General features: G+C 32.4%; 17 protein-coding genes and 2 tRNA genes. 7 read left to right on the top strand and 12 right to left on the bottom strand.

Annotated features, from left to right (window positions below):
• Nucleotides 1-52: 52 nt before the first annotated feature.
• Genes Q4548_RS04965 through rlmD form a run of 5 tightly spaced genes read left to right on the top strand, consistent with a single transcriptional unit; the run spans nucleotide 53 to nucleotide 6,428 of the window.
• Entirely contained in the window at nucleotides 53-1,681 is a 1,629-nt protein-coding gene (locus tag Q4548_RS04965; RefSeq protein ID WP_303452165.1) for a peptidase domain-containing ABC transporter, read from the top strand.
• Nucleotides 1,682-1,685: 4 nt separating this feature from the next.
• On the top strand, nucleotides 1,686-3,074 hold the full coding sequence (locus Q4548_RS04970) for an HlyD family secretion protein (protein WP_303452167.1): 1,389 nt from the start codon (nucleotides 1,686-1,688) through the stop codon (nucleotides 3,072-3,074).
• A complete protein-coding gene (locus Q4548_RS04975; protein WP_303452168.1) occupies nucleotides 3,074-4,462 on the top strand; it encodes a TolC family protein in 1,389 nt (462 codons plus the stop codon). Before Q4548_RS04970 ends, Q4548_RS04975 begins: the two co-directional genes overlap by 1 nt.
• A gap of 5 nt (nucleotides 4,463-4,467) precedes the next feature.
• Complete coding sequence (locus Q4548_RS04980; RefSeq protein WP_303452170.1) at nucleotides 4,468-4,926, top strand: TspO/MBR family protein; 459 nt, start codon at nucleotides 4,468-4,470, stop codon at nucleotides 4,924-4,926.
• A gap of 50 nt (nucleotides 4,927-4,976) precedes the next feature.
• On the top strand, nucleotides 4,977-6,428 hold the full coding sequence (rlmD, locus tag Q4548_RS04985) for a 23S rRNA (uracil(1939)-C(5))-methyltransferase RlmD (RefSeq protein ID WP_303452172.1): 1,452 nt from the start codon (nucleotides 4,977-4,979) through the stop codon (nucleotides 6,426-6,428).
• Nucleotides 6,429-6,515: 87 nt separating this feature from the next.
• Here the strand turns inward: rlmD and Q4548_RS04990 are convergent, their stop codons facing one another.
• The 11 genes from Q4548_RS04990 to Q4548_RS05040 form a co-directional block, all read right to left on the bottom strand.
• Nucleotides 6,516-6,734: an immunity 17 family protein gene (locus Q4548_RS04990; protein WP_303452174.1), complete on the bottom strand. Its 219-nt coding sequence runs from the start codon at nucleotides 6,732-6,734 to the stop codon at nucleotides 6,516-6,518.
• A gap of 46 nt (nucleotides 6,735-6,780) precedes the next feature.
• Nucleotides 6,781-7,353, bottom strand: coding sequence for a pseudouridine synthase (locus tag Q4548_RS04995; protein WP_303452176.1), 573 nt, complete (start codon nucleotides 7,351-7,353; stop codon nucleotides 6,781-6,783).
• A 7-nt stretch (nucleotides 7,354-7,360) separates the two neighbouring features.
• Entirely contained in the window at nucleotides 7,361-7,657 is a 297-nt protein-coding gene (locus tag Q4548_RS05000) for a hypothetical protein (protein WP_303452179.1), read from the bottom strand.
• A 138-nt stretch (nucleotides 7,658-7,795) separates the two neighbouring features.
• Nucleotides 7,796-8,137: an arsenate reductase (glutaredoxin) gene (arsC, locus tag Q4548_RS05005; RefSeq protein WP_303452181.1), complete on the bottom strand. Its 342-nt coding sequence runs from the start codon at nucleotides 8,135-8,137 to the stop codon at nucleotides 7,796-7,798.
• A gap of 9 nt (nucleotides 8,138-8,146) precedes the next feature.
• Nucleotides 8,147-9,253 (bottom strand): peptide chain release factor 2, encoded by a 1,107-nt coding sequence (gene prfB / locus Q4548_RS05010; protein WP_303452183.1) that lies wholly within the window; start codon nucleotides 9,251-9,253, stop codon nucleotides 8,147-8,149.
• 80 nt (nucleotides 9,254-9,333) lie between these two features.
• Entirely contained in the window at nucleotides 9,334-11,442 is a 2,109-nt protein-coding gene (locus Q4548_RS05015; protein ID WP_303452185.1) for a peptidylprolyl isomerase, read from the bottom strand.
• An 87-nt stretch (nucleotides 11,443-11,529) separates the two neighbouring features.
• On the bottom strand, nucleotides 11,530-12,798 hold the full coding sequence (locus Q4548_RS05020) for a hemolysin family protein (protein ID WP_303452187.1): 1,269 nt from the start codon (nucleotides 12,796-12,798) through the stop codon (nucleotides 11,530-11,532).
• A gap of 190 nt (nucleotides 12,799-12,988) precedes the next feature.
• Nucleotides 12,989-13,567, bottom strand: coding sequence for an LPS export ABC transporter periplasmic protein LptC (lptC, locus tag Q4548_RS05025; RefSeq protein WP_303452189.1), 579 nt, complete (start codon nucleotides 13,565-13,567; stop codon nucleotides 12,989-12,991).
• 124 nt (nucleotides 13,568-13,691) lie between these two features.
• Nucleotides 13,692-15,050 (bottom strand): lipopolysaccharide assembly protein LapB, encoded by a 1,359-nt coding sequence (locus Q4548_RS05030; RefSeq protein ID WP_303452191.1) that lies wholly within the window; start codon nucleotides 15,048-15,050, stop codon nucleotides 13,692-13,694.
• 9 nt (nucleotides 15,051-15,059) lie between these two features.
• A complete protein-coding gene (locus tag Q4548_RS05035) occupies nucleotides 15,060-16,352 on the bottom strand; it encodes a hypothetical protein (RefSeq protein ID WP_303452193.1) in 1,293 nt (430 codons plus the stop codon).
• A complete protein-coding gene (locus Q4548_RS05040) occupies nucleotides 16,333-17,076 on the bottom strand; it encodes a type III pantothenate kinase (RefSeq protein ID WP_303452195.1) in 744 nt (247 codons plus the stop codon). The genes Q4548_RS05035 and Q4548_RS05040 overlap by 20 nt, the downstream gene beginning before the upstream one ends.
• Nucleotides 17,077-17,175: 99 nt before the next feature.
• Between Q4548_RS05040 and Q4548_RS05045 the strand changes: the two genes are divergently transcribed.
• Nucleotides 17,176-17,248: transfer RNA gene (locus tag Q4548_RS05045), tRNA-Phe, on the top strand.
• Between the two features lie 256 nt (nucleotides 17,249-17,504).
• On the opposite strand, the gene Q4548_RS05050 is transcribed toward Q4548_RS05045, so the two are convergent.
• A tRNA-Met gene (locus Q4548_RS05050) sits at nucleotides 17,505-17,577 on the bottom strand.
• 129 nt (nucleotides 17,578-17,706) lie between these two features.
• Here Q4548_RS05050 and Q4548_RS05055 point away from each other — a divergent pair.
• On the top strand, nucleotides 17,707-18,153 hold the full coding sequence (locus Q4548_RS05055; RefSeq protein ID WP_303452198.1) for an Rrf2 family transcriptional regulator: 447 nt from the start codon (nucleotides 17,707-17,709) through the stop codon (nucleotides 18,151-18,153).
• Nucleotides 18,154-18,169 lie beyond the last annotated feature (16 nt).

Consider the following 18,169-nt stretch of genomic DNA (forward strand, 5'->3'; position numbering starts at 1 on the left):
TTATTGTTCTAAAATCTAAGTATTTCTTATTTTTACGCAAACTAAATTAAATATGAAGACATCGCCTTTGTTACGGTTTTGGAATTTGATCAACCAATACAAAAAAAGAATTCGATTAATTTATTATTACGCTATTATTAGCGGAATGGTAAATCTATCCTTACCTCTTGGAATACAAGCAATTATAAACTATTTGCAAACAGGAGAAACTACTACATCTTGGATGGTATTGGTGGTATTTGTGCTAATTGGTATTGCTGTAAATGGTAAAATTCAAATCAATCAATTAAGAATTGTAGAAGACATTCAGCAAGATATATTTGCCAGATCTGCATTTGAATTTGCCTATAGAATTCCCAAAATAAAACAGCTCAATTTTGATAAAATTCATGTCCCAGAATTGGTCAATCGTTTCTTTGATGTGATGACAATTCAAAAAGGACTTCCTAAAATTTTAATTGATTTCTCTTTGGCTGCTTTTCAGATCATTTTTGGATTGATTTTATTAACTTTTTATAGTTCTTACTTTATTATTTTAGGAATTAGTTTGTTCCTTATCATCTATTTAATTTTTAAACTTACTGGGCCAAAAGGATTGGAGACAAGCATCAAAGAAAGTAAGTACAAATACAGCTTGGCTCATTGGATAGAAGAAATAGCAAGCAATACCAAAACCTTTAAAATTCTAAACGAAGGAAATCTACACATGGAGAAAACAGATCAAATCAATCTGAATTATCTAGAAAGTAGAGAAAAACACTTTAATGTTTTGATTCAACAATTTATGCTATTCATTGGTTTTAAAGTTTGGGTAGCTGCAGCATTATTGGTGTTGGGTGGTTTTTTAGTTTTCCAACAACAAATGAATATAGGACAATTTGTAGCTTCAGAAATCATCATCATCATGATCATCAACTCAGTAGAAAAAATTACTAGAATTGTTGAAACAATTTATGATGTACTTACAGCTTTAGATAAAATTGGATACGTAACCGATTTAAGTTTGGATGATGAAAATGGACATGGAGAATTAGATACCACAAACGGTGTTTCTATAGAGGCAAAAAACTTATCGTTCAGTTACCAAGATAGTGAAAACAACATTTTAAAAGACCTTTCTTTTTCTATAAAAGCAAAGTCTAAAGTATTATTAAAAGGAAACGCTGGTACTGGTAAAACTACCTTATTAAACCTTATAGCACGTATACATACACTAGAAAACGGAGAAATTCAATACAACAACCGACCTGCTTCTTTTTACAAACTGGATACTTTTTTTAAACAAATATCTTTTATTGTTCCCACCACAGGACTGTTTGAAGGTACTATTGAAGAAAACATTGCATTAAACAGAGCTATAGATAATGATTATTTAAAAGAAATTTTTGAAGCTCTTAAATTGACTGATTATATTTCTCAATTGCCAGAAGGTATAGAAACCAAAGTAGATTCTGAAGGAAGACGATTTTCTAGAAGTATCATTCAAAAAATTATTCTATCCAGAGCATTGATTAGCAAACCAAGTATTTTATTGCTGGAAGATCCTCTACAATTTATTGACGAAGAAGAAAAAAAATCTATTATTGATTACATTATGGATCCAGAAAAACCTTGGACAGTCATCGTAATAGCCGATCATCAATACTGGGCACATAAGTCTAACCAAATCATAAAACTATAAGCTCATGTTAAACATTTCAAACAATAGCATTGCTCACTTAGTGAAGTTAAATAGTTTTAAATCTTATTTGTATTTAAAAAACAAAGAAGACAGTAAAAAAAGATTCTATTACGGTATTACAATATTGATAGCATTATTGATTGTTATTTTTGTTCCTTGGACACAGAATATTGAAGGTAAAGGATATGTAACCACCTTATTGCCAGAACAAAGACCACAACCTATACAGTCTATCATTTCTGGTAGGTTGGAAAAATGGTATGTCCGAGAAGGTGATTATGTAAAAAAAGGAGATACTTTGATTTACATTACCGAAGTAAAGAACGATTATTTTGATCCGAATTTGATCTCTAGAACACAAGAGCAAGTAACGGCAAAATCTGAAAGTATTACTTCTTATGATGACAAAATAAATGCATTAAAAGCTCAATTGCTTTCCATCAGACAGAGTAAAGACTTAAAGATGGAGCAAGTAAGAAACAAAATACTTCAAACCAAAAACAAAATAACGATTGATAGTATTGATTTAAATGCTTACAAAATTAAATATGAAATTGCGACCAATCAATTAAAAAGAACGCAAGAGCTATATAATAAAGGATTGAAATCTTTATCCGATTTTCAAGATAAAGAATTGAAAAAACAAGAAACATATGCTTCTTATCTTTCTCAAGAAAATAAGTTAGAGAATCAAAAAAATGGCTTGATCAATTTGTCCTTAGAATTGTCATCAACCATAGAAGATTATAATCAAAAAATAGCAAAAACCAATTCTGACATTCAAAGCGCATTGTCTTCTAAACTGGAAGCTAGATCTAATACTTCTAAGTTAAGAAATCAATTGAGTAACTACGAGCAACGTCAAAATTTGTATTACATCACCTCTCCTACCAATGGGTACATTACCAAAACCATTAAGAAAGGAACAGGACAGCTTATAAAAGAAGGAACTGACATTTTAACCATTATGCCTGCAGATTACGACCTGGCAGTAGAAGTTTATGTAAAACCACAAGATTTACCTTTGCTAAAAATGAACGATCATTCTAGATTGCGGTTTGACGGTTGGCCTGCTATGGTAATTTCTGGATGGCCAGAAAAATCTACAGGTATCTTCTCTGGTAGAATTTTTGCTATAGATCAGCACATTAGCGAAAACGGAAAATACCGTGTTTTGATTGCTCCTGATGAAAAAGAAAAAAAATGGCCAGAAAATCTACGTGTAGGAACAGGAACTTATACTTTTATTCTTTTAAAAGATGTACCAGTTTGGTATGAATTGTGGAGAAACTTAAACGGATTTCCTCCTGATTTTTACAGAGACAACAATGATCGTCAAAGTGGAGAATCTGAAAGCATAAAGAAAAAAGCACCTTTAAAATCGGTTAAATAATGACGAAAACAATCTATCTTTTTTTACTATTGTTCTCGGCAAATCTAATTGCACAAACCAACGATCCAAACATCCTTACATACAAGGAGTTTATTTACAATGTAATTAGCCAGCATCCAATAGCTAAAACCGCAAGGCTTAAAGAGAAAACAGCCAAAGCTCAATTGTTAAATGCCAAAGGTGGATTTGACCCTATATTGACTTCTAGCATTGATCAAAAGGAATTTGACAACAAAGAGTATTATAGTGTTTTTAAAAACAAAATCACCATTCCTACACCAATAGGTGTAAATATTACAGGAGGTTTTGACAACAATGCAGGAACTTATTTAAACCCAGAAAATAAAACCACAAATAAAGGTCTTTGGAGTGCGGGTGTTGAAATAGATGTATTGCAAGGTTTGCTAACCAACCAACGAAAAACTGATTTAAAAAACGCAAAAATTTACGAGCAAATTGCGCAAAATCAACAGTTGCAATTGTTGAATGAATTGGTATACAAAGCTTCGCAAGCGTATGCAGACTGGCAACAATATGCTTCTACTTATGAGATTTTACAAGACAATCTTAAACTAAGCTACTTGTATTTAAACAATACCAAAAGTGCCTTAGAAAGTGGTGAGAAAACAGCCATTGATACTTTAGAAGCTAGAGTTTATTTGCAAAACAATCAGATAGATATTGTAAAATACAAGCAGTTATTAATTGAAAAAAGGCTAAAAGTTGAAAATCATTTGTGGTTAGACAATCTTCCTGTAGGCTTGCAAGAAAGCGTATTTCCTGAAAAGAACATTATCCCTCACAAATCAGACGAAATAGAGTTGATTAACAATTTGGATAGCATTCCTATCATTGCCGAAAAAAGTGCTAAAAAAGAACAATTGATTCTTAAACAACGTTTGAACAAAGAAAAGTTAAAACCAAAATTGAAACTGAAATACAATGCATTGTTAAGTACGGGTCAAAACAACGTTTCTCCTAATTACAATGTAGATAATTACAAATGGGGAGCTAGTCTTACATTTCCTTTATTTTTTAGAAAAGAATTAGGAAAAATTAGAGAGAACGAGTACAAAATTGAAGAGATTAACTATGAAATTGCTTATAAAAAAACAGAGGTTACCAATAAAATTTTAGCCAACAAGCAAAATCAAAAAGCATTGATACAGCAAATATCTTTGTTAGAAAAAAATATTGAAGGATACCAGCAATTGTTGGCCGCTGAAACTGAAAAATTTGATTACGGGGAGAGCTCTATGTTTTTGATCAACAAGAGACAAGAGAAACTAATTGAATCTGAATTGAAATTACTTAGCAGTCAAAACAAATTAATCACCAATTATCTAGACTATTTGTTATTGACAAACAACATCATTCCTAAAGATTGAGCACTATGTTAAAACGAGTCTTTTTATTTTTAGTACTTAACTTTTCTGCTTTGGGAATTGGAAGTTTGTATACCACAGCGGGAGTTTCCTCAGACTGGTATCAAACCCTAAACAAAGCCCCTTGGACTCCTCCAGGTTGGATGTTTGGTGTGGCTTGGACTACTATTATGATTTGTTTTGCAATTTACATGGCTTTATTGATTCCCAAAACAGACAATCGTAAAAAAATCATTGGTTTGTTTGTTATTCAGTGGGTTTTAAATACTAGTTGGAACCCTATTTTCTTCTATTTACAGCAAACCGTTTTGGGCTTGTTTGTTATTTTAAGTTTAACAAGTATCGTAAGTATATTTCTATTCCAATACAGAAAAAATTTACAATTAAACTCTCTTTGGATTGCTCCGTATTTTATCTGGTTACTTATCGCCAGTTCTTTAAATGCTTATATTATTTTGATGAATTAAATTTTTGAAGCTGTGGTTTTTTACTAACAATAAAAAAGTAAATTTGCCCCATGCCAAGAAGAGAACGAAATAAGTTTGTAAAGAGAGGTGAAATCATCTCTATTACTATAGAAGATTATGCCTTTGGAGGAAAAGGTATTGGAAGAATAAGAAACGAAGAAGGTGAGTTTGTGGTCTTTGTACCCAACACTTTGCCAGGACAAACCGTAAGAGCACAAATCAACAAAACAAGCAAACGCTATGCAGAAGCCAAATTGTTTGAAGTATTGAGTCCATCAGACCAAGAAGTTGAAGTGCCTTTTCAGACCATTCCAGGTGCTCCCTACATTAAATTACCTATTGATATTCAGCACCAATACAAAAAAGACAGTACTTTAGAACTGTTTAAACGTATTGGAAAAGTAGCTAATATTGAAGATCTGTTTGATGATTTTATTGCATCTCCAGAAGTATTTCACTACAGAAACAAAATGGAATATGGTTTTTCTGCCATCCGTTACGATTTTGAACAAAAAACAGATGTGGATGAATTTGCTTTAGGATTCAAAAAACGTGGAACTTGGTGGTGTGCAGAAAATTTAGATAAAGACTCCGGACTGTTTGATGCTCAAGTAGAAGATGGTTTAAAAGTCATTCGTCAATTCTGTATAGACTCAGGTTTAGAACCTTGGCATGCTCCACAAAAAAAAGGGTTTTTCCGTTATTTTGTAGTACGCAAGTCATACAAAACCAACCAGATTTTATGCAATTTGGTAACTACCTCTCCACAACTATCGCATTTTGATATGGAAGGATTTGTTGCCTTGTTAAAAGAATTGTTTGGAGATAGAATTGCAGGATTGATTCACACCACCAACGATGAAATTGGAGATCGTACATTAGCGGTTACTGGAAACGAACGATTGGTTTTTGGTGAAAATCATATTGTAGAAAACTTATTAGGTTTGAATTTTGAAATTTCAATGAAGAGTTTCTTTCAAACCAATCCTAAATCTGCAGAAAAGCTATATAGTAAAGTGATTGACTACGCTTTAGAAAAAGCAGATACTGTCAACGGAAAAATAGTAATGGATTTATTTTGTGGAACAGGAACTATAGGACAAATTTTAGCTTCTAAAACTACAGATGCTCATATTATTGGGGTAGACATTGTTGAAGATGCCATCAAAGATGCAAGAAAAAACGCATTGAGAAACAACATCACTGGAGTTGATTTTTACGCTGCCGACGTTGGTAAATTTTTAGTAGAATATCCTGAATACAAAGGCAAAATAGAGACCATTGTTTTGGATCCTCCTCGTGCTGGAATTGCACCAAAAACATTGTTAAAAGTAATTCAATTAGGAGCCAGTAGAATGGTATATGTTTCTTGTAACCCAGCTACACAAGCCAGAGATACTGAAACATTGATGCAAGCAGGATACAAAATTTCTAAGATGAGTATGGTAGATCAATTTCCACACACAGCACACATAGAAAGCATTGTTCTTTTTGAAAAATAGGAAAAAAATTATTCCACAACAAGAAATAAAACTTGTTGTGGAAAAGTTAGACATTCATTTTTTGAGACAAAAAATCAGAAAACTTGATTATATACCTCTAGATGTTATCATCATCACTTCTTTGGTGATAATGACTACTCCTACCAATAAATAAACGACACGCATCCCTTTTCGTCCTAAGACACTAAGAAATGTGTTACCGATTGTTTTGGAATTGAAAAAGAAATCCCAATTGGCGATACTGATAATAATTGCAAGCAATCCTACGGAGGTAAATAGGACACAATTGATTAGGGGTTGTTCCATAAAGTAAATTTTACAGACAAGATAACAAAAATCATTTATTTTTATCTTATAATTTAAAAAAAACCTTTTCTAATATTCCCTCCTCTGGAATTTCACTCCAATAAACCTGTCCAATTCTAACTCTAATTAAGCGCAATACTGGGAAACCAACCGCAGAAAACATCTTTCTAACTTGTCTAAATTTTCCTTCGGTAATAACAATACTTGCCCAAGAAGTAGGACCGTGTCTATCATCTCTTATTTTTTTTGCTCTATGAGGCAGTTTTTCTGGTATTGGAATACTTTTTACCTCACTAGGCAAAGTTTTATATTGAGTCCCTTCTACTCCAATGAGCACACCTTTTTCTAAAACTTGAATAGCTTCATCAGTAAGTAGACCGTCTAGCTGTACAAAATACTCCTTTTCTACCTTTCTAGACCTTACACGCTCACTTTCCTGACCATCTGTAGTTAAAAGCAACAAACCCTCACTAGGCTCGTCTAAACGTCCAATTGCCATAGTACCTGTAGGCACTTTGTACAAATCTCCTAAAAACTTTTTTTTATGAGCATTTTTTTCAGCACTGCTAAATTGTGAAATGTAGCCATAGGGCTTATGGATGATAAAATGTCTATGCACTTTTTTATTATTTTAAAGTCATAAAGAGTGACTTTTTTAAGTAATACATGATTAGAATAAACAAAGGGATAAAAATCAATAAAGTCATCACATGCTTTTTTATTCTTTCCTTTTTAGCTTTTAATCTGTTTTTTTGTTTGATTTGTTCCAATTCCATTTCAGACACTTTCACAAACTCTAATTCCCTTGTATCTGCTTTTCTTCCGAATTGTTTTTTTAAGTCTCTCTTTTGCGAGGATTTTAAAGCTCTGTTTTGTTTTACTTTATGAATCATATCCTGAATATGCCCCGCTCCTCCCATCATAATTTTTAATTAAAATTAAATAAAAAACAGTGAATTACTCAACAATCAATCTTGTATTACAAATAGACTTGTATCCTCTTTGCCCAAATGATGTCTTATAAAACTACTAAACATCTAATCAAGATAGGAAAAAAAACTTTATAAAACTTCTTCAATTCTATCTGTAGGTCTTGCAATTACCGCTTTTCCATCGTTTACAATAATAGGACGTTCTATCAGTTTGGGATGTGCTATCATTGCTTCTATTATTGCAGAATCCGTCATTTCTTGTCCTTTAAAATCACGCTTCCAAATAGCTTCGTTTTTTCGAACTAGTTCGATTGGTTTTACCCCTAACTCATCAATAACCTTAGACAATTCTTCTACGGTAAACGTAGTTTCTAAATATTTAATCACCTCAAAAGAGACACCTTTTTCTTCTAAAAAAGCAACACCTTGTCTACTTTTGGTACAACGTGGATTGTGATATATTTTTATCATAACTTCTTTTTACAATTCATCCTTTGTTTCTGGTTGCCCAGATTTCATCAAATATGATTTTAAAAAACCATCAATTTCTCCATTCATTACGGCATCAACATTTCCTGTTTCGTGAGCAGTTCTAACGTCTTTTACCAACTTATAAGGATGCATTACGTAATTACGAATTTGGGAACCAAAATCAATTTTCATTTTACCTGCCTCTATTTCACTACGAGCAGCCATTTTCTTTTGCAACTCTAATTCATACAATTGTGATTTTAACAATTGCATTGCTTTGGTTTTGTTGTCTAATTGAGAACGTGTTTCTGAATTTTCAATCATAATTCCTGTTGGATGGTGACGCAAACGAACCGCAGTTTCTACTTTGTTTACATTCTGACCACCTGCACCACTAGCTCTCATGGTTTCAAATGTATATTCCGAAGGATCAATTTTTATTTCAATAGAATCATCTACTAACGGATATACATATACCGATGCAAAAGAAGTATGTCTCTTAGCATTGCTATCAAAAGGAGAAATACGCACCAAACGATGCACTCCATTTTCACCTTTTAGGTAACCAAAAGCAAATTCTCCTTCTATTTCAACAGTTACTGTTTTAATTCCAGCAACATCTCCATCTTGTAAATTCAATTCGTTTATTTTGTATCCTTGTTTTTGAGCCCACATGGTATACATTCTAAACAACATAGCAGCCCAATCACAACTTTCTGTACCTCCAGCTCCTGCAGTAATTTGAAGTACTGCACTCATTTCATCTCCTTCTTCTGAAAGCATGTTTCGGAATTCTATGTCTTCTATCAAAGTAATTGTCTTCTTTTCTAGCTCACTCAACTCTTCTTCCGTTGCTTCTCCCTCTTTAAAAAACTCAAGAGTAACTCCTAAATCTTCTACCAATTCTTTTCCCGATTTATAATCGTCTACCCATTTTTTCAATCCTCGTAAAGCTTTCATATGTGCTTCTGCTTTTTTAGGATCGTTCCAAAAATCGGGTGATAAAGACTGTTCTTCTTGATTTTGAACTTCAATCAACTTTTTATCTATTTCTAAATACACTCTCAGTTTAGAAACTCTATCGGATAATTTTTGTAATTGTTCTTGATTTATCATAATATAAAGGTATAAAAGGGGATTGTTGGAGACAAAAAAAGAGGCCCTTAAGCCTCTTTTATTTTTTTAGGATACTTAATTTAATATCTCTCAGCTCTATAATCTTCAATTGTCACTCCTTCTTGTAATGCTTCGTACAATTGTCTTGAAACTGATCCTTTTAATTTTTTTGATGCTGATTTTACATCTAACGCACCTACTTCAGTTTTAGCCTCAGCTACATTATTCACAGAAAAAGCAAAGACTCCTTTATCTCCAACAACTTCTTTTACCAATGCATCTTTTTTGCTAACTACTGCTGCTCCAATAACTGCTGGTTCTGTACCAACACCTCCAATAGTTGGAGCTCCAACTGTTACATTTGCAAAAGAACCAACTGTTACGTTGTTGCTATCTGCAATAGCTTTTAAACTTGCTCCTTGCATTTTTCCTTTTAATATTTCAGCTTTCTTTTGTTTGATTAAGATAGGTTCTACTTGGCTAAAAGCATTGCTAGCAGATTTCAATCCTTTTTCTTGTTTATTGTTAATCATAACAACAGCGTACCCTTTTTCATCCAAATCAAAACGTTGTGATGTATTTACGTCATTATCTTCTTCAAAACTCCATTTTACAATTCTTCTGTTTTCTCCTAAAGCTCCAACATAAACATCCATTGCTTTGATTCCATTTACAGTACTTACTTCGTAACCTGAATCTTTAGCCAATTTATCAAAATCAGCACCGTTTCTCAACTCACTTGCAAATGTTTCTGCATTTTGAAAAACTTTGTTTTCTGTATCTTCTGATGCTTCAATTTTTCTAGAAATTGTTGCCAATTTGTATGCTTGGTTAAAATCTTTTTGATTCTCAATTTTAATAACATGAAATCCGTAAGCAGTTCTTACAACTCCAATATCACCTTTTTTGTTTTCAAAACAGTAATCTCTAAATTCAGGAACCATACTTCTGTATCCAAACCATCCTAAATCACCATCTTTTACAGCAGAACCTGGATCTGAAGAATAGTTTTGTGCCAATGTTCCAAACTTAGCTGGTGATTTTTTCACCACAGTCAAAAGACTATCTGCCAATTTTTGCGCATCTACCAACGTTCTTGTTACATTAGGCTGTGCACCTTGAGCACCCACAAAAGAAATTAAAATATGACTTGATTGTACCGAATCTGGAATTTTTTGTACATCTAAAATCTTAGAAATTTTGTAATATTTAGAAAATTTATAAGGACCTACAATTGCTCCTTTAGTTCCGTTTACTACTTCTTCTTTAATTACTGTTGGCAATTCACTTTCTGTTTGAAATCTATCAACAACTGGTAAATCTGTTCCAATTTCGTCTACAAACAAATAAGCATCTTCTGCTTTTTTAAAACCTTCTTCTCCGTCTACCAAAGAAGCCAATTCCAGTTTAATTTCTTCCTCATCTTCTGTAGATGCTTGAAATGAAAACTTCACAAATTTTAAATTTCTTGCAGCTTCTGTTTGAAATTCATTTTCATGATTTTTAATGTAAGCAGCTACATCATCTTTTGTAACTTTCACATCTGTGTTAGGAATTGTAGAAAAAGGTAAATACACAAAATCTGCACTTACTTTTGTATTGTTCAACACATAGTTTTTCAACTCTTCTTCTTCAGTTGCTCCTACACCTAAATTCACCAAATCATTGTAAGATTGAGTCAACAAATTGTATTTGATGTCTTTTTCAAAGTTCAACCATCCTTGCAAACGTACTTTCCCTTGATCTGTTTTGTCATTTTGTAAATCAGCAATGTAATTTTTCAAAATATCTTGACTAAATACTCCCTGTTGATCTTTGAACTGGGGTGTATTTAACACTTGTTGACTAGCGATGATTGCTTGCCAGATTTCTCCTTCACCAATGACAACGCCAGCTTCTTTTAATTTTATCTCATATATTTTTTCACGAACCATTTGGTTCCAAACCATATTTTCTATAGCCAAACCACCATAATTTGGTGAATTGGATTGAGACTTGTATAATTCTACTCTTCTTGCAAATTCTTTGTGCGAAATTTCTTCGTCATTTACTTTTCCAATTACATCTACATTTTTGCTTGTAAGAAAGTCGAAAATATCTTTAGGACTCACTACAAAAGAAAACATTGCTAATCCGATAGCTATGATTAAAAATCCCGAGCGATCCCTGATTTTTGATAATATTGCCATGTTATACGTCTATTTTTTTGATTGTCCGCTAAAATACAATTTCAATTGAAATCCTAAAATAAAAAGACAAGTTTTAAAGAAAAAAGATTATTCCAATTTATAATCGGATTTTAGATACACTTCTTCAATACGTGTATTGCTTACTTTTGTGATTTTTATATGAAGATTATTCATCACAAATTCTTCATCAACTTCTGGAATATTCTCTACATTCTGAATGATAAACCCTCCTAAAGTCTCATAAGATTCTGACTTTGGAATGTTCAGTTCGTAAGCTTCATTTAAATAATCCACTTCCAACCTTGCTGATAATTGAAACTCATTTTCGTTAATTTTTTCTTCTACCAACGCAATCTTATCGTGTTCATCTTCAATTTCACCAAACAATTCCTCTATAATATCTTCAACAGTAATAACTCCTGAAGTTCCTCCGTACTCATCAATTACCACAGCAATGCTTTTACGTTTTTTAGTCATAACGTTTAGTACATCGTTAATCATCATGGATTCTGGAATATATTCTACTGGCAGTATAACTGTTTTTATTGTTTTTGGGTTTTTAAACATCTCATAAGCATGCACATACCCTACAATATCATCCATTGATGTTTTGTAAACCAAAATTTTAGAAAAACCAGTATCTACAAAAAGTTGTTTCAATTTGCTTACACGTTCGTGCAATTCAACAGCAACTAAATCTGTTCTAGGAACCATAATTTCTCTTGCTTTTACCGAGTTAAAACTCAAAGCATTTTGAAAAATTTGAATCTCCGAATCTATTTCTTGTTCATCATCTTTTCTACCAATCTCAATTTGTTTGTCAATATAATGTCCTAGTTCTTCTTTGCTAAACACTGTTTCTCCTTCTTCACTGTGAGCTCCAAAAAAGAATTTTAACAACATGCTAGAAATACTATCTATAGCTATGGAAATAAAATGAAATAACAAGTAAAAAAAGTAAGCTGGTACAGCAAAAAAGCGAAGTGTTTCATTGGCATATACTCTAAAAATTGCCTTGGGTAAAAACTCTGCCAACACCAAAATAAGCAATGTAGAAATCAGTGTCGATAAAATCAATACTGTTGCTTCATTCAATCCTGATGGAAAAAAAGCTAACAACTTTTCTCCCATATAATAACTGTAAACAACCAAAGCAATGTTATTCCCAACCAACATGGTGGTAATAAACTTGGAAGATCTTTCTGTTAGCTTAGTCAACAACTGAGATCTGAATCCATCTTTCCTTTTTTCTAACGCAACTTGCAACTTGTTAGAAGACACAAAGGCAATTTCCAAGCCTGAAAAAAAGGCGGACAATATGATGGATACAATAATGATAAGTATTTCTGAGTCCATTTAATTATTTTCAAAACGTTTATTTCGAAACCTTCGTTTAAAAACAAACATAAAAAAAGCCAATGCAGCCATGACCAATGAAACTATTGATTTTTGTCTATCTGTATTCCAATTTAAAAATACCTCTACTACAAAAACGATCCCTACAATAAGGTATGCCCACTCTATAACTTTTAAAAATTTACGCATTTTATTTATCTTCTTTATCCTCAATGGCAATATTACCATTTGTATTATTTAATATCCAATTACTCAAATCACCATTTGATTCAAAACCAACTCCATGCAAAGTATCTTTTTCCGTGTACAAAGTAAACGGTGTTTCTGTAAAAAAATAGTTTTCTCTCTGATCTCTAAACATTTGCTCAGAATTTAGCACAACTCCATTCCTATGATTTACCACAACAACATTTCCTATAATTTCAGAAATAGCAGTGTTTTGATACGAAATAGCATAATCACCAGTAATCGTTACCGAGTCTCTAGTAATTCTATCAATTGTAACAATTTTTACTCCCTTAGGAAACTCAAAATAAGGATTCAACTTCCGATTGGTAAAATCCCATAAAAGAGGAGAAATCATCCTACTTGTTACTTTTCCAGAATCTTTATGAACCATATTGATATCTTCTGCAACACCAATCGGTAAATTTTGATCCGCTAAAAAATCATTGATTTCTTTAGACGAGTTTTTACAACTTGCTAACAAAAACAATAGCAAAGCTACTTTACCAAGCTGTTTTAAAATAGATGTTACGGGTAATGTCATGTTTTTTATCACTACTACAAATATATAATTATAAATTCTAATGCTAGTATCACAAACCTAGCTTTAGAGCATAAAAAAAGCCAAAGATAGTTCTTTGGCTTCTGATCGTTTATCGTTCTTATACTTAAGGAACTTGAACTGTTTCGTTAATCCAACATTTGATGGTATAATTATCTCCTGATTTGTATCCTCCTTCGTTGTTAAAAACTAATTTTTTACTTGGTTGGTTTGCTTTGTATGATCTTGCCAATTTAGAAGCATAGACTCCAATACTTGGATCTACTTTTCCTCCTCTTAAAGCATATTGCTCAGCAACTACATAAGCCATTCTTTTTTCAAACTCATCACTCCCACAGCTGTTAGCACCGCTTGCATACAAAGTAGCAATCATTGTATATGCTCTACCCAAGTTTGGTTTAGCTGCAATTGCTTTTTTAGCGTAAGATACTGCTTTAGAATTTTGACCTTTTTTTCTAAAAATATCAGCAACTTTATACAAGTTTTTTGCTTTTTTATCAGCATTTGTTTCTTGTTCAATTGCTTTTTCAAAATAAGAAACTGCTTTGTTTACTTCTCCTTTATCCATTAAGATACCTGCATACAATACAGATGCTTCTGGAGATGGATCTATTTCTTGATATTGCCCTACCAATGTAACATATAAAGGATCTTCAGTACAATCTTTTTTGTACATACGGTTGATTGCTCTGTGCAACCACAACTTGTCATTTTTATTAGCTTCGTACTCTTGTTTGTACAATGGAATTAAATATTGACACGTAGAAATTTCTTCTATTTTTTGATCTAAAGCTCCTTCTACCTGACCTAATGCTTTAGAGTTTAATGTAGCAGCTCTTAATTTTCTACTTTCAGACGACAGCAATGTTTGACCAGCTTCTTCTTTTGCTTGTAATTCAGCTATATCTGCTAAGTATCCTTCTACTTTTTTGTTGATAGCTTCTAAAGTAACATCATAAGTATTAAATACAACCTGTAAGTTACTGTCCTTATTTCTTTCAACAACTTGATTAAAATATGAAATGATCGATCCTACCCCTAATTTGGTTGGATCCATTTTAAAAGCTTGTTCGTAATTGTTATATATCTCGTCTTTGTCTCCACCTAATTCTTTCAAAAAATCTGCATAATCACTGTGAGCTTTTGCAGGATACGCATCTGGAAAATTCTCAAAACGTTTTGCAAACATCTTTTTTCCTAACGCAAACAATTCTGTTTTTTTCTCTGGAGTTGCGGTCTTTAAAACAGCATCAATCAAGTTTCCTCCGTATATATATATATTTGCTGTCAATTTTCCACAATTATCCAAACAGTAGTCTAGATTCTTTAAGGCAGATTCGTAATTCTTGGTTTTATAATCAGTTTTTAACATATTGTACCTTAAGGCACAATCATCTTGCGCTTGTACTGTTAAAATAAAAACTGAAAATACTGTTGTAAATAATGTAGTTAGTTTTGTTTTCATATTGTTAATTTAATCGATCACTCTTTTGTTAAACCATTTGTCAGATAAGGATAGTTCAATTCCCACGTTAAAATACTCTTCTTGATACTTGTTTTTTGAAAAATCGCCTAATCTACCTAACTCAAACGAAAAATTTGCGTACGAAATTCTTCTACCTAGTGGTAAACCAAGACCAAAAGATATGCCAAGATTCTTTACACTGTTCTCATTCAGGGTCAATCCTGTATTTTCATATTTAAATCCTCCTCTGTAGGCAACTCTGCTAAAATAGCTCTTCAATGAATATTTTTTTGGAATAATATATCCTCCTAAACTAATTTTATTAGAAGCTTCAAATCCAACAGGAATAAGGGATGACGTAGTTTGATTGAACACATTTCCAGTATAAGAAACCGCATCTTGAAGCTCATATGAAACTCCTGCAAACCAATGATTTTTTTCTCCTAAACCAGCTCCTAATACTGTTTTAAAAGATTTTTTTTCTTCTCCAGAAATATCTTTTTCAATTGCCGTGTCTACAATATTTCCATCAGAATCTCTTGTGATCAACTCACTAAATGTATTTACATCTGTTTGTACTGCTTCAAAAAACCTTGATTCGCCTTTTGCTTTATTCTTATATGCTAAAACTCCATATGCACCAAAAACAGCTTCTAATGTTTTAAACATAGGTTGTTTGTATTGTGCTCCTATTTTAGTAGACAGACCTGTTACGTTATAACTTTGATCAAACACTGTTGATTTTTGAATACCTCCTTTAAAAGCTTGTCTCTTGTCTGTTTTTCCAAAATATCGATTCATTTGTGCTCCAATAGAAAGGTTTTTAGTAACATTAAGTCCTACAGATAAATAAAACTGATTGACACTACCATTCCCAAAATTATAAAATTCACTATTGCTCGTTTCAAACCCAACAGAAGAATGATTTCTAAGTCCTAATGAAAAAGCACCTTTACTACCTAGCGGAACAGCTAAAGAAATATTTGCTAGAGATACTGCTCCAGACTTATAATTGCTATCCATATTTTCTACGTTGGCTCCTAGAACCTGCATAGACAAGGAGAAAGAAGTTAATTTTAAATCTGACAACAATGCTGGGTTGGCTATAGAAGCAACCTCATCATTATTATTAGTTACCACAGATAAATCTCCTTGAGATTTTTCGACCATAGTAGTTTCAGAAAACGTTGTACCCAAACCATAATTGGACAACAACGACGATACTTGTTGTTCTTGAGCATAAATAGTTACACATAAGAACATTACCACTACTACTACAACATTATTTAAGTTTTGCTTCATCTTTAAATTGATATGTTAGAACCTCATTCAATCCTTCTAACAGAAAATTCGAGTTGACAAATATGCTATTTTTTAATTGCTTACACAAGAAATTAGCATCTCCACCGGTTAATATTATATTAACTTTTTTAAATTTTTGTTGATAAGCCCTAATCGAACCCTCTATCTCAAACACCATACCATTCAAAGCACCACTTTCCATACACTGCTTAGTTGTTTTTCCTATCAAACCTATAGTACCCTCTGGAACTTTTAAATCTGGAAGCTTTTTGGTAAAACAATGCATACCTTTAAAACGCATGCCCAACCCTGGGGCAATAGCTCCTCCCAGATAATTCCCTGTTGCATCTATAAAATCATACGTTATACAAGTTCCGGCATCTATAATCAAACTATTTTCATTTGGATTTTTTTTCCATGCTGCTGCCACCAATGCTATTCTATCTACTCCTAACGTATTAGGAGTTTCGTAACTAATTTTAAACGGTAATGGGGTTTTATAAGATAAAATAATCTTGTTTTTAATCTCAATTTCATTAAAAACTGAAATTATTTCATCCGTTACAGAAGATAAAATAACAGCCTCTATTTTGTAACCTGTAATTATTCTTTTAACACTTTCTCTATAGGATTCAATTTTAGTATACTCTATATCAACCAACTGACCTTTGTCAAAAACAGCCAATTTGATTCTTGTATTTCCTTCGTCAATAATTAAATTCATCTTCTCATTCTATGGTCTTCAAATATAGAAACATTTTTATTCAAAAAAGTTTGTGAAACTTCAAAAAGGTTTTATATTTGCAACCGCTAAGTTAAGCATGGTGCCTTAGCTCAGTTGGTAGAGCAAAGGACTGAAAATCCTTGTGTCCCTGGTTCGATTCCTGGAGGCACCACATTAAAAACCACAACGTAATTGTTGTGGTTTTTTTGTTTTCAACAAAACCCTTTGGAGTAATTTTAAATCTCTCATCCTTTTACTCTCTAAATCCTCTTAAAAAACAAAAAAATCTACTTAGAACTCTTCTATACTAGAAAAAGTTAGACTAAACATGACTTAATTGCATTTTACTCAGCAAAAAACCCTCATCTATACGACCACATTAAGTTTATGGCAAAAAAAAACACTTCAATTATGAAGTGTTTTTCTAGTAGCGGGAACTGGACTCGAACCAGTGACCTTCGGGTTATGAGCCCGACGAGCTACCTACTGCTCTATCCCGCGATTTGGATGGCAAAGATAGTTAATATTAACAATATACACAACACATCTCCTTAAATATTTAACTTATTTTATTTCTTAGTTCCTCTACTAGATTCTTATCTTTGATTAATCAACCAAGACTTACCTCATATGTTATCCAAAGCCTGTAAATATGCAGTTAGGGCAATTTTGTACCTAGCCATTCATTCAAATAAAGATAAAAAGATAGGAATTAAGCGTATTTCCGAAGAATTACAATCACCCCAACCTTTCTTAGCCAAGCTGTTACAACAATTAAGCACACATAATTTGGTTTCCTCTACCAAAGGTCCTGGTGGAGGCTTTTACTTATCTGAAGAAGATTTGAATATTAAATTATGGGATATAATTGTGAATATTGACGGTACAGAACGCTTTGATGAATGTTTTTTAGGGCTAGCTTTGTGCAGTGACAAATATCCTTGCCCCGTACACCATCTTTTCAAACCTTTCAAAAATCAGATATTGAACGACTTTAAACATAAGACTATTTATCAATTGAAAGAAGAAATAGAAACTAAAGGGACTTTACTTTCTCTAAAACTTTTAGAAAAATAAAACGTAATCTCTATTC

This window comes from Wenyingzhuangia sp. 2_MG-2023 (genome assembly GCF_030548295.1).
Classification (GTDB): Bacteria; Bacteroidota; Bacteroidia; order Flavobacteriales; family Flavobacteriaceae; genus Wenyingzhuangia.

Bases quoted from the DNA above. Each gene is read 5' to 3' on its own strand.
- Q4548_RS04965 (WP_303452165.1), top strand. From the start codon at position 53: ATGAAGACATCGCCTTTGTTACGGTTTTGGAATTTGATCAACCAATAC.
- Q4548_RS04970 (WP_303452167.1), top strand. From the start codon at position 1,686: ATGTTAAACATTTCAAACAATAGCATTGCTCACTTAGTGAAGTTAAAT.
- Q4548_RS04975 (WP_303452168.1), top strand. From the start codon at position 3,074: ATGACGAAAACAATCTATCTTTTTTTACTATTGTTCTCGGCAAATCTA.
- Q4548_RS04980 (WP_303452170.1), top strand. From the start codon at position 4,468: ATGTTAAAACGAGTCTTTTTATTTTTAGTACTTAACTTTTCTGCTTTG.
- rlmD (WP_303452172.1), top strand. From the start codon at position 4,977: ATGCCAAGAAGAGAACGAAATAAGTTTGTAAAGAGAGGTGAAATCATC.
- Q4548_RS04990 (WP_303452174.1), bottom strand. From the start codon at position 6,734: ATGGAACAACCCCTAATCAATTGTGTCCTATTTACCTCCGTAGGATTG.
- Q4548_RS05000 (WP_303452179.1), bottom strand. From the start codon at position 7,657: ATGATGGGAGGAGCGGGGCATATTCAGGATATGATTCATAAAGTAAAA.
- arsC (WP_303452181.1), bottom strand. From the start codon at position 8,137: ATGATAAAAATATATCACAATCCACGTTGTACCAAAAGTAGACAAGGT.
- prfB (WP_303452183.1), bottom strand. From the start codon at position 9,253: ATGATAAATCAAGAACAATTACAAAAATTATCCGATAGAGTTTCTAAA.
- Q4548_RS05015 (WP_303452185.1), bottom strand. From the start codon at position 11,442: ATGGCAATATTATCAAAAATCAGGGATCGCTCGGGATTTTTAATCATA.
- Q4548_RS05020 (WP_303452187.1), bottom strand. From the start codon at position 12,798: ATGGACTCAGAAATACTTATCATTATTGTATCCATCATATTGTCCGCC.
- lptC (WP_303452189.1), bottom strand. From the start codon at position 13,567: ATGACATTACCCGTAACATCTATTTTAAAACAGCTTGGTAAAGTAGCT.
- Q4548_RS05030 (WP_303452191.1), bottom strand. From the start codon at position 15,050: ATGAAAACAAAACTAACTACATTATTTACAACAGTATTTTCAGTTTTT.
- Q4548_RS05035 (WP_303452193.1), bottom strand. From the start codon at position 16,352: ATGAAGCAAAACTTAAATAATGTTGTAGTAGTAGTGGTAATGTTCTTA.
- Q4548_RS05040 (WP_303452195.1), bottom strand. From the start codon at position 17,076: ATGAATTTAATTATTGACGAAGGAAATACAAGAATCAAATTGGCTGTT.
- Q4548_RS05055 (WP_303452198.1), top strand. From the start codon at position 17,707: ATGTTATCCAAAGCCTGTAAATATGCAGTTAGGGCAATTTTGTACCTA.